We start from the raw sequence: 13312 nt of genomic DNA on the forward strand, positions 1-13312 counted from the left end.
CGGTGGCGGCGCCGCTGTCCTTCTGGGCGGAGCCTGCGATACCGCCTCCGGTGGGACTGCCCGGATCGTCCGAGGAGCTTCCGCACCCTGCCGCGGCGAGGGTGCTGAGCACGGCGAGTGACAGCACGACGGAACGTGTGGTGCGGGAACGGGTCATGACGGCTTCTCCTGTTGCGTGGGTGGAACGGATCCATGGGCCGGCGCGCGCGGGACGAGCCGCCGGAGTGCCGAGATGGCTGAGGCGGCCGCTCCCGGCACCCCGTTCGGGGAAGCGAGCACGACGCCGATGAAGACCAGGCCGATGACGGTGGTGTAGTAGTCGGTGAGGTCGCTGACGTACACCGTGAGGACGCTGAGCAGCAAGGCGCCCAGCCATGCCCCTTCGAGCCGGGCTACCCCGCCGAGAACCGCAATCACGAGGACGTCGATGGTCCGGGTGACGTCTAGGGAGCCGGGCGAGACCTGCCCGTTGAACCACACCGACAGCACCCCACCGATCGCCGCCACGACCCCAGCGACGGCGAACCCGACGACTCTGACGACCAGCGGCTCCATCCCGAGGGCTCGTGCACGCTCGGGGCAGTCTCGATCTGCTTGCAGTGCCAGCCCGAGCGGTGAGCGGGAGTATGCGCTCAAGCCGAGGAGACACACCGCGGCTGCGACCAGCGCCGCGTAGTAAAAGTTGCGGGGATCGCTGAGCTGGATCGATCCGAGCGATGGCACGGCGACGCCGTTGATGCCGCTGAATCCGAACGTGAACGGCCGGTACTGCAGCGCGAAGTAGTAGAGGAACACACCCACGGCCAAGGTCAGCATGAGGAAGTACACGCCTCGGGCTCGGGCTGCGAGAGCGCCGACCATCACGGCGAGGACGACGGCAACCGTGATGCCGGCGCAGGCCGAGGTCCAGGGCTCGACGCCGCGAGTGACCGAGAGATTGGCGGTCACGTATGCGGCCACGCCGTAGATTCCGGTCTGGGCCAGCGAGATCATGCCGGCGTACCGGATCAAGAACGTGAGGCTGACCGCGACCGTGCCCAGCCACAGCGAGCGGATCAGGATCTGCACGAAGAAGAACGGTGTGAGGACGAAGGGCGCCACCAGGAGGAAGCCGGCGACCACGACGAACAGGACGAGACGCCACCGACCTTCGAGTACCTCGAGGCGGCTCCGGCCCATGAGTCCGCTGCTCATCGTGGTCATCGAGACGCTCCCAGCAGTCCCTGGGGCCGGAAGGCGAGGACCACGATCATGACCCCGAACGTCACCAGCACCGAGTACGTCGGAAGGTGCACCTGGGCGAACGATTCGACGAGGCCGACCAGCAGTGCGCCGGCGGCGGCGCCCGTGACGCTGCCCAGCCCTCCGACGATGACCACGAGCAGCGACACGAGCAGGTAGCGGGCGTCCTCGCCTTGGGAGATCGAGAGGTAGGACCCCCCAGCGACCCCGCCGAGCCCGGCGAGGAACGCGCCCAGGCCGAAGACCAGGCTCAGCATCACCGGGACGTTGACCCCGGTGGTGGCGAGGATGACGGGGTCGTCGACGCCGGCTCGGATCGTCATCCCGAGCCGGGTGCACTTGAGGAGCACGTAGAGGGCAGCGCCGACCAGGATCGCCAGACCGAGGAGTGCCAGCCGGTACTCGGAGTAGACGAGCCCGTTGACAGTGAAGGTGGAGTCGAGGAGTGCTGGTGCGCCGATGTCCAGCGACGAGCCGCCCCATATCGAGAGGGTCAGGTCCGCGACCACCACTGACAGCCCGATGGTCAGCAGCGACTCGCGGATCGGGTCGCCGTCGACGCGCCGCAGCAGGAGCAGCTGGAACAGCAGGCCCATGGCAGCTACGGCGAGCGCTGCGCCGACCAGTGCCAGCAGCCAGCTGCCGGTGGCGTCTCGCAGTGTCCACCCGATGTAGCCGCCGGCCAGATAGAAGCTGCCATGGGCCAGGTTGGTCACCCGCAGGAGGCCGAAGATGAGCGTGAAGCCGCTGGCAACGAGGAAGTAGAGGCCGGCAGAGCTCAGCCCGTTGAGGATCGTGACTGCCAGGAGCAGGCCGTCGTTCGAGCCGTCGCGGACGACCAGGGCCGCGGAGGCCAGCACGGCCACTGCTACGACGGCCGCGGTGCCGCTCAGACGGTGCGGCCCGGCAATCCAGGAGGACCGTGGGGTCGCGGCCTCGACCTGACTCATGCGCATCTCCTCGATGATCGGTAATCGATAATCGGGAAGGTAGTGATCGGCATCACAGCCGTCAAGGGGCGGTCTGCACCCCTTCCGGATGTGACGCTCGTCCCTTACTATCGATAATCGAGCAGACGGAGGAGACGACGGATGGATGACATGACGAGAGAACCGCGCACCTATCGACAGGCCGGCCCAGCGGCGGACCAAGAGCCGCATGAGGTGCTCGATGCCCTGCGGCTGCCCACGACGGGTCAGGTGTTCTCGCTGGCGCTGCCGCGTTTCACCGGGATGCCCCTGTTCGGAGCCCACCCCCCGTTCCAGGTCAGCATGTACCGCACTCCCGCAGGGCTCCGTGGCGACGGTGTCGAGCCGTGGGGTCCGACCAACGAGGTCAACCTGCAGTACATGGCCGAAGTCGTCAGCGGCACCGCCCACAGCGGCGCCCACGTCGACGCCTTGGCCCACATGACGATCGGTGACGACGACCACTGGTACGACGGCGCGAACGCCCGCGAGCACCTGGGGGACCGCGGCCCGACTGTCGGTGACGGCAGCAAGCTCCCGCCGTTCATCCGCCGCGGCATCCTGCTCGACGTCCCCGGCTTCTTGGGTCTGGACGCGCTCGACTCACACCAGTCTGTCGACGCCGAGCAGCTCCAGCAGGTCGCGCAGGCCGAGGGGGTCACCATCAGGGCCGGCGACATCGTCCTCATCCGTACCGGCTACCTGGGTGCCTGGCCTGACCCGGAGAAGATGGCGCGCCACACCACCGCGGGTCCCGACATCTCGGCTGCGGCATGGCTGCTCGACCAGGGGGTCGTCGCCGTGGGCAGCGACACCGAGACCTTCGAGGTGCAACCCGCCCCCGACCCCGGTTCGCCCGCGAACCCGCAACCGGTCCACACGCTTCTGCTGATCGAGAACGGGATCTACCTGTTCGAATGCATCTATCTCGAGGAGCTCGCACGCCACAAGGTCTACGAGTTCCTCTTCGTGGCGCTTCCCCTCAAGATCGCCGGCACCACCGGGTCGATGCTCGACCCCGTCGCGATCGTCTGATCGCTGTGTGCACACGTCGCATCACGCTCGGTCAGCAGACCCCGGCCATCGACGGTCGCGCCTGGATCGCGCCTTCGGCGGTCCTGGCGGGCGCCGTGACGATCGAAGAAGGTGCCAGCGTCTGGTTCGGGGCTGTCCTGCGCGCCGATGGGGACACCATCTCGATCGGGGAGCAGTCCAACATCCAGGACGGCACGGTCATCCATGCTGATCCGGGCTTCCCGGTCACCGTCGCACGGCACGTCTCGGTCGGCCACCAAGCAGTCGTCCACGGCTGCTCGATCGGTGAGGCAACCCTTGTCGGGATGGGGGCTGTCATCCTCAACGGTGCAGTGATCGGACCGCAGTGTCTGGTCGCAGCGGGTGCTGTGGTCCTGGAGGGCGCCCAGTTCGAGGCCGGAACTCTCATCGCCGGTGTGCCTGCCAGGGCGCGGAGGGCCTTGACGGAGGAGGAACGTGCGGACGTCGTCGAGAACGCCGCCAGCTACGTACGGCTCGCAGAGCAGTACCGGGCGGCGTTGTGACCAGGCCAGCACCACTTCGTGTCGTGGTCGCCCCCGACAAGTTCAAGGGCTCACTCGAGTCCAGCGAGGTAGCTGCCATCGTCTCGGCGGCGATCCGTCGCCAAGACCCGACGGCGCACGTCGTGGAGCATCCGGTCGCCGACGGTGGTGAGGGCACCGTCGCACTCGCCCTCCGGCACGGTTTCTCGGCCGTGAGCGTGGATGTGACGGGACCGCTGGGCAGCCCGGTCCGGGCAACCTACGCCGTGCGAGACGACCTGGCCGTCGTCGAGATGGCTTCCGCGGCCGGGCTCATGCTCCTGCCCGGGCCGCCAACCCCTGCCACCCTCCGACAGGCCACCACGTTCGGGGTGGGCGAGCTCGTGCTCGATGCTGCAGTGCGCGGCGCGAGACAGATCGTGGTCGGGGTCGGAGGCAGCGCTACGACCGACGGCGGAGCCGGCGCACTCGAGGCGTTGGGCGTCGACGTCGCTGCTCTCGGCTGGACGCCGCACCGGCCGGAGGCCACCAGGGCCGGCCTCAGCAGGGCATTGAGTGACATCGACCTGGTCGTGGCCTGCGACGTCGACAACCCCCTGACAGGTCCAGTCGGTGCAGCGGCCATGTACGCGCCCCAGAAGGGCGCAGACCAGGCCCTGGTCGTCGAACTCGAGGACCGCCTCACAGACTGGGCCGAACGCATCAGCAGCCACACCGGCGCCGACGCCCGGTCGCTGCCAGGAGCGGGCGCCGCAGGCGGCCTCGCTTTCGGCCTGGTCGCGTTGGCGGGAGCGCGCATCGTGTCGGGCATCGACCTGATCGGAAGACTCACCGGGCTACGAGCCGCAGTTCGTGCCGCTGATCTCATGGTCGTCGGCGAGGGCTCCCTGGATGAGCAGAGCCTGCGGGGCAAAGGGCCGATCGGCGCCGCCAGGATCGCCGCCGATGAACGGTGCACGGTGATCGCCATCGCCGGACGAAACCTCCTCAGCGAGTCCGAGACGAGCTCAGCGGGGATCCGCGCCGTCTACTCGCTGCTCGACCTCGAACCGGACCCCGAGGTGTGCATGAGAGAGGCCCGCCGTCTGCTCGAGGAGGTGGCCGGTCGGATGGCCGACGACTGGATGCCCCGCCTGGACAGACCCGGCGCGATCGAACCCGTCGTGCCGCTCACCCCGGCCGAGTGGAGAGAAGCCACCTTAAGCACCGTCGACGTCGTGGAGGACGCATGCTGAATCGCAGAGGACTGGACAAAGTGGTCGCCTCGGCGGCCGAGGCGGTAGCCGACATCGCGTCGGGCGCCACGTTGGCGGTCGGCGGCTTCGGCCTGTGCGGCATACCCTCTGAGCTCATCCGCGCGCTCCTCGCCGCCGGGGTCGACGACCTCGAGGTCGTCTCCAACAACGCGGGTGTCGACGACTGGGGTCTCGGGCTCCTCCTCTCCGCAGGGCGGCTGCGGCGCATGGTGGCGTCGTACGTCGGGGAGAACAGGGAGTTCGCTCGCCAGTACCTCGCCGGAGAGCTCGAGGTCGAGCTGACTCCGCAAGGCACGCTGGCCGAGCGGATGCGCGCAGGAGGCTCAGGGATCGCAGCGTTCTTCACCGCCACCGGCGGCGGGACCCAGGTCGCCGAAGGCGGCCTCCCGTGGCGTTACGACGGTCGCGGCAACGGCCCCGAGAACGTCCTCGTCGCCTCACCCCGCAAGGAGACCCGCGACTACCGCGGCCGCGACTACGTGCTCGAGGAGGCCATCGTCGCCGACTTCGGACTCGTGCGGGCCTGGAAGGGCGACCGACACGGAAATCTCGTCTACAAGGACTCCGCCCGCAACTTCAACCCGCTGGCGGCCATGTGCGGCCGCATCACGATCGCCGAGGTGGAGCACCTCGTGGAGCCTGGGGAGCTCGACCCCAACAGCGTCCACACCCCCGGCGTCTACGTGCAGCGCGTGGTGGCGCTGACCCCTGACCAGGCCATGGACAAGCGGATCGAGAAGCGGACCGTCCACGCCCGCCCCGAGGAGACCTGATGAGCTGGACTCGCGACGAGATGGCCGCCCGAGCAGCCGCAGAACTGCATGACGGCTCCTACGTGAACCTCGGCATCGGGCTGCCCACCCTGGTGCCGAACCATGTTCCTGAGGGGGTCGAACTCGTCCTGCAGTCCGAGAACGGCATCCTCGGAGTCGGGCCATATCCGTTCGACGGCGACGAGGACCCAGACCTCATCAACGCCGGCAAGGAGACCGTCACGCTACGACCGGGGGCGTCATTCTTCGACTCTGCCACGAGCTTCGGGATGATCCGGGGCGGCAAGATCGACGCGGCCATCCTGGGGGCGATGCAGGTCTCAGCCGCTGGCGACATCGCGAACTGGATGATCCCGGGCAAGATGGTCAAGGGCATGGGTGGGGCGATGGATCTGGTCCACGGTGCCAAACGAGTCATCGTCTTGATGGAGCACGTCGCACGCGACGGCGAGCACAAGCTCGTCGAGCGCTGCTCGCTGCCCTACACCGGCAAGCGTGTCGTGCAGCGCATCATCACCGACCTCGCGGTCATCGACGTCGAGCCGCTCGACGACGGCGGGACCCTGCACCTGGTCGAACTCGCCCCCGGAGTGAGCGTCGACGAGGTGCGCGCCAAGACAGGACCCCCGCTCAGCGTCAGCTGACAGGGACAGGGACCAGAACAGACTTCGAGCAACACCACACCGGGAAGAGGGTCGACCCACTATGACGACCAACGACTACGCGTTCGAGGGCAAGACGGTGCTCGTCACCGGCGGCGGGAGCGGAATCGGCCGCGCCATCGCCGAGGCATTCCTGGCCAACGGGGCCAACGTCGCGGTGAGCGGACGCCGCCGAGAGAAGCTCGACGAGGTCGTCGCGGACTACCCGCCAGCACGTGTGCTCGCCGTCGAGGCTGACGTCTCGCAAGACGATTCTGCCGCCGAGATGATCAGCCGCGTCGTCGGGCACTTCGGTTCGCTCGACGTCATCGTCAACAACGCCGCTGCTTACACCAAGGGCCCGTTCGACCAGTACGACCTGGACGAGTGGCGCACGATCCGCCAGACGAACATCGACGGTTTCATCCATGTGGCGCGCCACGGGCTTCCCGAGTTGGAGAGGCGCGGCGGCAACCTCGTCGCGGTCGGCTCCGTCTCCGGGATCCGAGGCGACTGGGAACAGTCGCTGTACAACGCGACCAAGGCCGCCGTCCTGAACCTCGTGCAGTCGCTCGCGCTGGACTACGGGCCGCGTGGCGTCCGGCTCAACGCGGTGGCGCCCGCACTGACGATCACCGACCTCACGAGCGCCATCGAGGACGACCAGGATGCTCTCGACGCTGCGGTCAACCGCATCGCCCTGGGCCGGCCCGGGCGGCCCGACGACATCGCCCCAGCGGTGCTGTTCTTGGCCAGCGATGACGCTGCCTACATCACCGGAGCCTTTCTCGCCGTTGACGGGGGCACGTCAGCGAGCACCGGGCAGGCCCACTGAGCGCGTGACGCGGGGAGGCCGTCGCTGCCCGGCCGCCATCGTGTTGCCAATCCTGCGGCTGGGCGGCCTGCCAGAGCCGCGTCCAGCACGTCCCGGCGGCGGGGGGATGCTGGCTCAGAGCGCGGTGAAGTCGATGGCCTTGAACGCCGCGGTCTGGTCACGGATCGCTCGCTCGGCCGGCAACCGTTCGATCGAGGAGGCTCCGAAGAAGCCGACGACGCCTGTGGTGTTCCGCAGCACGTGGGCGGCATCCTCGGGCTCCGCGATGGGGCCCCCATGGCACAAGACGATCACATCAGGGTTCACCGCGACGGCGGCGTCTCGCATCGCCTGCACACGTTCGACCGCTTCGTCAAGAGTGACCGCGGTACGTGCGCCGATGGTTCCACTGGTCGTCAGGCCGAGGTGCGGCACCAGGACGTCGGCGCCGGCGTGTGCCATGGCCACCGCTTGGTCAGGATCGAAGACGTACGGGCAGGTCAGCAGGTCCCGCTCGTGCGCGAGTCTGATCATCTCGACCTCGAGATCGAAACCCATGCCGGTCTCTTCGAGGTTGATCCGGAAGTTGCCGTCGAAGAGACCCACCGTCGGAAAGTTCTGCACCCCGGCGAACCCCATGGACTTGAGGGAGTCGAGGAAAGGCCCCACGAGCCGGAAGGGGTCGGTTCCGTTGACGCCGGCCAGGACTGGGGTCCGCCGTACGACGGGGAGCACCTCGGCGGCCATCTCGACCACGATCGCGTTGGCATCGCCGTACGCCAGCTGCCCGGCGAGCGAGCCGCGACCGGCCATCCGGTAGCGGCCGGAGTTGTAGACGATCAGGAGGTCGATCCCGCCGGCCTCGGCTGCCTTGGCCGACAAGCCTGTGCCTGCGCCGCCTCCGATGACGGGGCGGCCTGCCGTGATGGTCGATCTGATCCCGGCCAACGCCTCTGCTCGCCTCATGCCCTGACCTTCTCTGCTCGGGGTTGTGCACCAGTCGAGTCGTCTCGCCAAGCGGCTTGACGGCTCGGTGTGACGCCGGTTACCTTCGATTATCGATTAAACGAAGCGCCGGATCAAGACCGGCCCTTGAGCTGGAGCTGAAACATGACGCAGATGATGCAGGCGCTGGTCGTCCAGGAGCCGAACGTTCTCGAAGTCTCCGACCTCCCGATCCCCGAACCCGGCCGCAACGAGGTGCTCGCCCGGGTGCGATCGGTGTCGATCTGCGGGACCGACGCCCACCTCATCAACGGCGACTACCCGGGGTTCTGGCCGACGGGGTTCCCCTTCACCCCCGGTCATGAGTGGGCCGGCGAGATCGTCGCCCTCGGCCCGGGCGCAGACACCTTCGGTTGGAAGGTCGGCGACCGAGTCGCCGGCACGAGCCACAACGCGTGCGGCGCATGCCAGAAGTGCGTCGAGGGTCAGTACAACCTGTGCGAGAACTACGGCAAGCCGGGGCTGCACTCGCAGTACGGCCACAACGTCCAGGGCGTCAACGCCACCTACGCCGTCCACAACGTGAAGTGCATCTTCGCGCTTCCGGACGAGATGACCTTCGACGAGGGCGCGCTCGCCGACCCCGCCAGCATTGCCCTGCACGTCGCTCGCCGCGGCAACATCAAGCCAGGCGACACCGTCGCCGTCACCGGAGCCGGTGCTGTCGGACTCCTGGCCGGCGACGCGGCGTTGATCTGCGGGGCCGCTCGAGTGATCATGGTGGGTCGCGGACATCGCCTCGCCCGGGCCGGCACCCTCGGTTTCGAGATGGTCGACACGCTGCAGGGGGACCCGGTGGCACGCGTCCGCGAGCTGACCGGTGGTCTCGGGGCCGACGTTGTCCTTGAGTGCGCAGGCGTGCCGGAGACCCTGACTTGGGCGATGGCGATGCTCAGGCGAGGCGGACGCTGCGCCATGGTCGGCATCCCCACCGAGGACGTCGCCCTGAAGTGCCAGCCGTTGGTGCTCGACGAGCTCGAACTCGTCGGCTCCCGGGCTTCGGCCGGCGAGATGCGTCGCGTCATCCCCTTCATCGCCAACGGACGCATGCGCGCGAAGGAGCTCATCACCCATCACTTCGCTCTGGCGGACTACGACAAGGCGCTGGCGACGTTCAACGACCGCTCCAGTGGCGCCATCAAGATCATCGTCAACCCCTGACCGGGCATCGCAACATGACCACGGAGGCGACCATGCGCTACTACCGCCCCACGACCACGGCAGAAGCTGTGGCGGCCTTAGCTGGTGAGGCCGGAACCGCGCGAGTGCTGGTCGGTGGTACCGACCTGCTGGTCGCGCTACGCCATCGCACGGTCGAACCTTCGCTGCTGGTGGACATCAAACGCGTTCGCGACTTGCGTCCCCCGATCGACGTCGAATCCCGGGCCATCACCTTCGGTCCCACGGTCACGATGTCCGCCGTTGCCGCCGATCCGACCGTGAGGGAGTGGTTCCCCAGCCTCGCTGAGGCGGCACTGGTGGTCGGGTCGGTGGCGATCCGCAACCGCGCGAGCCTGATAGCCAACTCCGCCAACGGCTCCCCAGCCGCCGACACGGCGCCACCCCTGGTCGCGCTCGACGCCTCCGTCACGATCGCTTCCACGAGCGGTGAACGCACGGTCCGGCTGCGCGACTTCTTCCTCGGTTCGCGTCGAACGCTGTGCGGGCCGGGCGAGATGGTCACCTCCCTCCGAGTGCCTCGCCCGGCCGACGGCAGCTCGTCGTGTTTCCTGCGGATGACTCGACGGCGTGGGGTCGACCTGGCGACCGTCAGCGTGGCCGCAGTCGTGGAGCGCGACGGACGCGCCACCGCAGGACTCGGTGCTGTGGGACCCGTGACGCTGCTCGGCGGGCCTACCGGACCTGTCGCGCTGTGGTCCGAGGCGGAAGTCGAGAACATGGTCGATGAGCTGCTGAGCCCGGCAACCCCGATCGAGGACGTTCGCGCGGGGCAGACCTACAGGGCGGCGATGCTGCGGGTGCTCGCGAGGCGAGCAGTCCTCTGCGCTGCCGGGCGACGCGATGCGCGGGAACCGATCCGGTTGACGCAGGAGGGTGACTCGTGACGACCCAGGACTCGAGACACAGCGTCCGCAACGCCGCCGTGGTGCCCGATGAGCTCAACGAGGTCGAGTGCACCGTCAACGGCGCACGGGCTCGGTTCTCCGTTCCCCCGCACCGCACCCTGATGGATGCGCTGCGCTACCAGCTCGACCTCACCGGGACCAAGACCTGCTGTGCGGAAGGGGAGTGCGGGGCCTGCACCGTGCTGGTCGACGGCGTGGGTGTGAACAGCTGCCTGATGCTGGCCGCGGAGGCCGACGGTTCCACGATCACCACGGTCGAGGGGTTGGGGCTCGACACCCCCAGCGGCTTGAGTGATCTCCAGGAGTCGTTCCTGGAGGCTGGCGCCGTCCAGTGCGGTTTCTGCATCCCGGGCCAAGTCGTGGCGGCCGAATACCTCCTGAGAGGCAACCCGAGCCCGACGGTGGAGGAGATCCGTGAGGGCATGTCGGGCAACCTGTGCCGATGCGCCGGGTACCAGCGCATCGTGGCGGCCGTGCAGATGACGGCCCGGAAGCGAAGCCACCATGACTGAGCACGCGAGCCGCACCGAGGTGTCCACCACGACGATCGACGACGACCGGGCCATGACAGGTGCCCCACTCGACTCCGACGCCGCAGGAGCCATGGCCGTGGCACTGGCGGGAGGAGAGCGCACGACCGGAGATGGCGATCAGGCTCACCACGTCGGAACCTCGGTGTTGCGGTACGGGGGCGCAGACCGGGTCACAGGCAAGCAGAAGTTCCTCTCCGACCTCACCTTCCCCGACACGGCGCACGTCGCCCTCGTCACCCTGCCGGTGGCCTGCGCCACGATCACCGACGTGCGGACCGCTGCCGCGGCCGTCATGCCTGGCGTCTTGACGGTGATGAGCGCCGCTGACCTCCCGCAACCCATGCCGAGATTCGGCGTCTCGCACCAGGACAGGCCCGTGATCGCCGACGGCCAGGTCCGCTTCCACGGCGAAGCAGTGGCCGCCGTCGTCGCGGAGACCCTCGATCAGGCAGAGGCAGCCGCTCGGGCGGTCGAGGTCTCCTACGAAGAGACCGACGGCGTCTTCGACCTCGACCAAGCCACCGCGCCCGACGCGGCACTGGTCGTCGATCCGTCCGCGCGACCCGCGGACGACGAGCACCGCGAGTCCAACATCCTGGAGACCGCGCTCTACGAGTGGGGAGACGTCGCCACCGCCGCCGCACAGGCCCACGTCGTCGTTGAGAACACCTACACCTTCCCCATGGTCACGCACTTCCCCATCGAGCCCGGCGGAACCGTCGTCACACCCACGGAAGACGGCGGACTCGAGGTCCACTCACCCGTGCAGCACCCCTACCTGCTCCAGCGGACCATCGCCACGCTCCTCGAGCTGCCGCTGGCGAAGGTCCGGGTGTTCGCTCCGGACCCGGGAGGAGCCTTCGGCGGCAAGCAGACTCCGAAGTTCGAGCCGCTCCTGGCCTTCCTCGCCCTCAAGACGGGACGTACCTGCCGCCTGGTCCTCTCGTTGGAGCAGACGTTCCAGACGATGCGCCGTGCCGGCTGCAGGGTCGTCGCCCGCACCGGCTTCACCGCGGACGGTTGCCTGGTGTTCCACGAGCTCGAGTGCGACTACCTCATCGGCGCCTACGCCGATGTCGCCCCGCGGGTGATGACGAAGGGCAGCTACGTGGGAGCTGGCCCGTACCGCATCCCTCACGTTCGGACCGCCTCGCGAGCCGTCATGTCCAACACCACGCCCAGCACGGCCTTCCGTGGCTTCGGCTGCCCGCAGGTGGCCTGGGCGACCGAGTCACAGCTCGATGCTGGCGCCAGGGAACTGGGTCTGGACTCCCTCGAGATCCGCCGACGCAACCTGATCCACCGAGGGGAAGCCTTCTTCCGCGGGCCCTACGAGGCGACCGCCGACGGCGACTGGCACCAGTCGCTGGAGAAGGCGGCTGAGCTCATCGGTTGGGACACGCCGCTGCCGGCTGGCCGTGGCCGCGGCATCGCAGTCGCGATCAAGCCTGGCGCGACGTCGGGACTCTCGCAGAGCCTGGTCCGCTTCCTCGCCGACGGCAGCGCCATCGCCTATGCCGGCACCTCCGACATGGGGCAGGGCGCCCGGACGTTGTGGCAGCAGATCGTCGCCGACGAGTTGGGGACAGGCCTCGACAAGGTCACCGTCGTCAGCGGCGACACCGGCGTCGTCCCGTTCGACCTGCAGACCTCGGCGAGCCGCTCCACGGTCTTCATGGGCAACGCCGTCCTCGATGCCTGTCGGGACATCCGTCGGCGGATCCTGAGCTTGTACGCCGACAGCACCGGCAGCGAGGAGGACACGTTGTCGGAGGCTCCGGGCCTGCTGGTCACGCCCGAAGGTCCGTTGCCGCTGCTAGAGGCATCGAGGATCGCCCTGGGATCGCTGGGCGGCGAGTTCGTCGGGCAGGGGATCGCGAGGATGCGCGGCCGCAAGGGCCACCCGCTGGGCGGCGACGCCGCCTTCTACGAGTTCAACTGCACAGCCATCGAGGTGGAGGTGGACCTCGACACCGGCGAACTCCTGTTGCACAAGCACATCTCAGTCAGCGACGTCGGAACGGAACTGAACCCGACTCAAGTCGTGTCCCAGGACGAGGGCGCATCGATCATGGGCTTGGGGCACAGCCAGATGGAACAACTACTCCTGGACGACCGCGGCCTCATCCGCAACCTGGGCGCCCTCGACTACCGCATCCCCACGTTCAAGGACGTCCCGATCGAACTCGTCACCCACGGCATCGAGAATCACGACGGACCCGGGCCCTACGGCTCGAAGGGAATCAGCGAGGGCGCACTCCTGTGCACGGCCGGAGCGCTCGGGGCAGCGGCAAGCCAGGCGACCGGAGTCGTCATCCGGGACCTGCCGCTGACCCCCGAGCGTGTCTGGACGGCTCTGCAACAAGCCCTCGACCAGACGACCACCTGATCCACCTCGCGTCTCAACGGTGCCAGCCCAACGGCGGCACCTCTACCGAGCACACCCAATTACCGA

13 protein-coding genes are annotated in these 13312 nt (G+C 68.4%); 10 read left to right on the forward strand and 3 right to left on the reverse strand.

Features of this window, described 5'->3' with window-relative positions:
* Nucleotides 1–153 precede the first annotated feature (153 nt).
* Together FJQ57_RS11450 and FJQ57_RS11455 are read right to left on the reverse strand one after the other, a co-directional pair.
* Nucleotides 154–1203 carry a branched-chain amino acid ABC transporter permease gene (locus FJQ57_RS11450; protein ID WP_139980269.1) on the reverse strand — a complete coding sequence of 350 codons (1050 nt, stop codon included), beginning with the start codon at nucleotides 1201–1203 and terminating at the stop codon, nucleotides 154–156.
* Nucleotides 1200–2108 carry a branched-chain amino acid ABC transporter permease gene (locus tag FJQ57_RS11455; protein WP_211348857.1) on the reverse strand — a complete coding sequence of 303 codons (909 nt, stop codon included), beginning with the start codon at nucleotides 2106–2108 and terminating at the stop codon, nucleotides 1200–1202. Before FJQ57_RS11455 ends, FJQ57_RS11450 begins: the two co-directional genes overlap by 4 nt.
* Nucleotides 2109–2333: 225 nt before the next feature.
* On the opposite strand from FJQ57_RS11455, the gene FJQ57_RS11460 reads away from it, so the two are divergent.
* The 6 genes from FJQ57_RS11460 (at nucleotide 2334) to budC (ending at nucleotide 7253) form a co-directional block, all read left to right on the forward strand.
* Nucleotides 2334–3245: a cyclase family protein gene (locus FJQ57_RS11460; protein WP_139980273.1), complete on the forward strand. Its 912-nt coding sequence runs from the start codon at nucleotides 2334–2336 to the stop codon at nucleotides 3243–3245.
* A 5-nt stretch (nucleotides 3246–3250) separates the two neighbouring features.
* The gene (locus tag FJQ57_RS11465; RefSeq protein WP_246081750.1) at nucleotides 3251–3769 is read left to right on the forward strand and encodes a gamma carbonic anhydrase family protein; all 519 of its coding nucleotides are present in this window, start codon (nucleotides 3251–3253) and stop codon (nucleotides 3767–3769) included.
* A 23-nt stretch (nucleotides 3770–3792) separates the two neighbouring features.
* Complete coding sequence (locus FJQ57_RS11470; RefSeq protein ID WP_139980277.1) at nucleotides 3793–4983, forward strand: glycerate kinase family protein; 1191 nt, start codon at nucleotides 3793–3795, stop codon at nucleotides 4981–4983.
* 11 nt (nucleotides 4984–4994) lie between these two features.
* Nucleotides 4995–5777, forward strand: coding sequence for a CoA transferase subunit A (locus FJQ57_RS11475; protein WP_139980633.1), 783 nt, complete (start codon nucleotides 4995–4997; stop codon nucleotides 5775–5777).
* The gene (locus FJQ57_RS11480; RefSeq protein WP_139980279.1) at nucleotides 5777–6421 is read left to right on the forward strand and encodes a CoA transferase subunit B; all 645 of its coding nucleotides are present in this window, start codon (nucleotides 5777–5779) and stop codon (nucleotides 6419–6421) included. The genes FJQ57_RS11475 and FJQ57_RS11480 overlap by 1 nt, the downstream gene beginning before the upstream one ends.
* A 61-nt stretch (nucleotides 6422–6482) precedes the next feature.
* Entirely contained in the window at nucleotides 6483–7253 is a 771-nt protein-coding gene (gene budC / locus FJQ57_RS11485) for a meso-2,3-butanediol dehydrogenase (protein WP_139980281.1), read from the forward strand.
* Between the two features lie 114 nt (nucleotides 7254–7367).
* Here the strand turns inward: budC and FJQ57_RS11490 are convergent, their stop codons facing one another.
* The gene (locus tag FJQ57_RS11490; protein WP_139980283.1) at nucleotides 7368–8198 is read right to left on the reverse strand and encodes a phosphoenolpyruvate hydrolase family protein; all 831 of its coding nucleotides are present in this window, start codon (nucleotides 8196–8198) and stop codon (nucleotides 7368–7370) included.
* 144 nt (nucleotides 8199–8342) lie between these two features.
* Between FJQ57_RS11490 and FJQ57_RS11495 the strand changes: the two genes are divergently transcribed.
* Genes FJQ57_RS11495 through FJQ57_RS11510 form a run of 4 tightly spaced genes read left to right on the forward strand, consistent with a single transcriptional unit; the run spans nucleotide 8343 to nucleotide 13246 of the window.
* Nucleotides 8343–9398 carry a zinc-dependent alcohol dehydrogenase gene (locus FJQ57_RS11495; protein WP_139980285.1) on the forward strand — a complete coding sequence of 352 codons (1056 nt, stop codon included), beginning with the start codon at nucleotides 8343–8345 and terminating at the stop codon, nucleotides 9396–9398.
* A gap of 14 nt (nucleotides 9399–9412) precedes the next feature.
* Nucleotides 9413–10303, forward strand: a complete 891-nt coding sequence (locus FJQ57_RS11500; protein ID WP_246081751.1) for an FAD binding domain-containing protein — start codon at nucleotides 9413–9415, stop codon at nucleotides 10301–10303.
* Nucleotides 10300–10836, forward strand: a complete 537-nt coding sequence (locus FJQ57_RS11505; RefSeq protein WP_246081752.1) for a (2Fe-2S)-binding protein — start codon at nucleotides 10300–10302, stop codon at nucleotides 10834–10836. Before FJQ57_RS11500 ends, FJQ57_RS11505 begins: the two co-directional genes overlap by 4 nt.
* Nucleotides 10829–13246, forward strand: a complete 2418-nt coding sequence (locus FJQ57_RS11510) for a xanthine dehydrogenase family protein molybdopterin-binding subunit (RefSeq protein WP_246081753.1) — start codon at nucleotides 10829–10831, stop codon at nucleotides 13244–13246. Before FJQ57_RS11505 ends, FJQ57_RS11510 begins: the two co-directional genes overlap by 8 nt.
* Nucleotides 13247–13312: the final 66 nt, after the last annotated feature.

The organism is Nocardioides litoris (assembly GCF_006346315.1).
Classification (GTDB): Bacteria; Actinomycetota; Actinomycetes; order Propionibacteriales; family Nocardioidaceae; genus Nocardioides; species Nocardioides litoris.

Coding starts and splice junctions, on each gene's coding strand:
- budC (WP_139980281.1), top strand. CDS start 6,483: ATGACGACCAACGACTACGCGTTCGAGGGCAAGACGGTGCTCGTCACC.
- FJQ57_RS11480 (WP_139980279.1), top strand. CDS start 5,777: ATGAGCTGGACTCGCGACGAGATGGCCGCCCGAGCAGCCGCAGAACTG.
- FJQ57_RS11450 (WP_139980269.1), bottom strand. CDS start 1,203: ATGACCACGATGAGCAGCGGACTCATGGGCCGGAGCCGCCTCGAGGTA.
- FJQ57_RS11495 (WP_139980285.1), top strand. CDS start 8,343: ATGACGCAGATGATGCAGGCGCTGGTCGTCCAGGAGCCGAACGTTCTC.
- FJQ57_RS11500 (WP_246081751.1), top strand. CDS start 9,413: ATGACCACGGAGGCGACCATGCGCTACTACCGCCCCACGACCACGGCA.
- FJQ57_RS11510 (WP_246081753.1), top strand. CDS start 10,829: ATGACTGAGCACGCGAGCCGCACCGAGGTGTCCACCACGACGATCGAC.
- FJQ57_RS11460 (WP_139980273.1), top strand. CDS start 2,334: ATGGATGACATGACGAGAGAACCGCGCACCTATCGACAGGCCGGCCCA.
- FJQ57_RS11490 (WP_139980283.1), bottom strand. CDS start 8,198: ATGAGGCGAGCAGAGGCGTTGGCCGGGATCAGATCGACCATCACGGCA.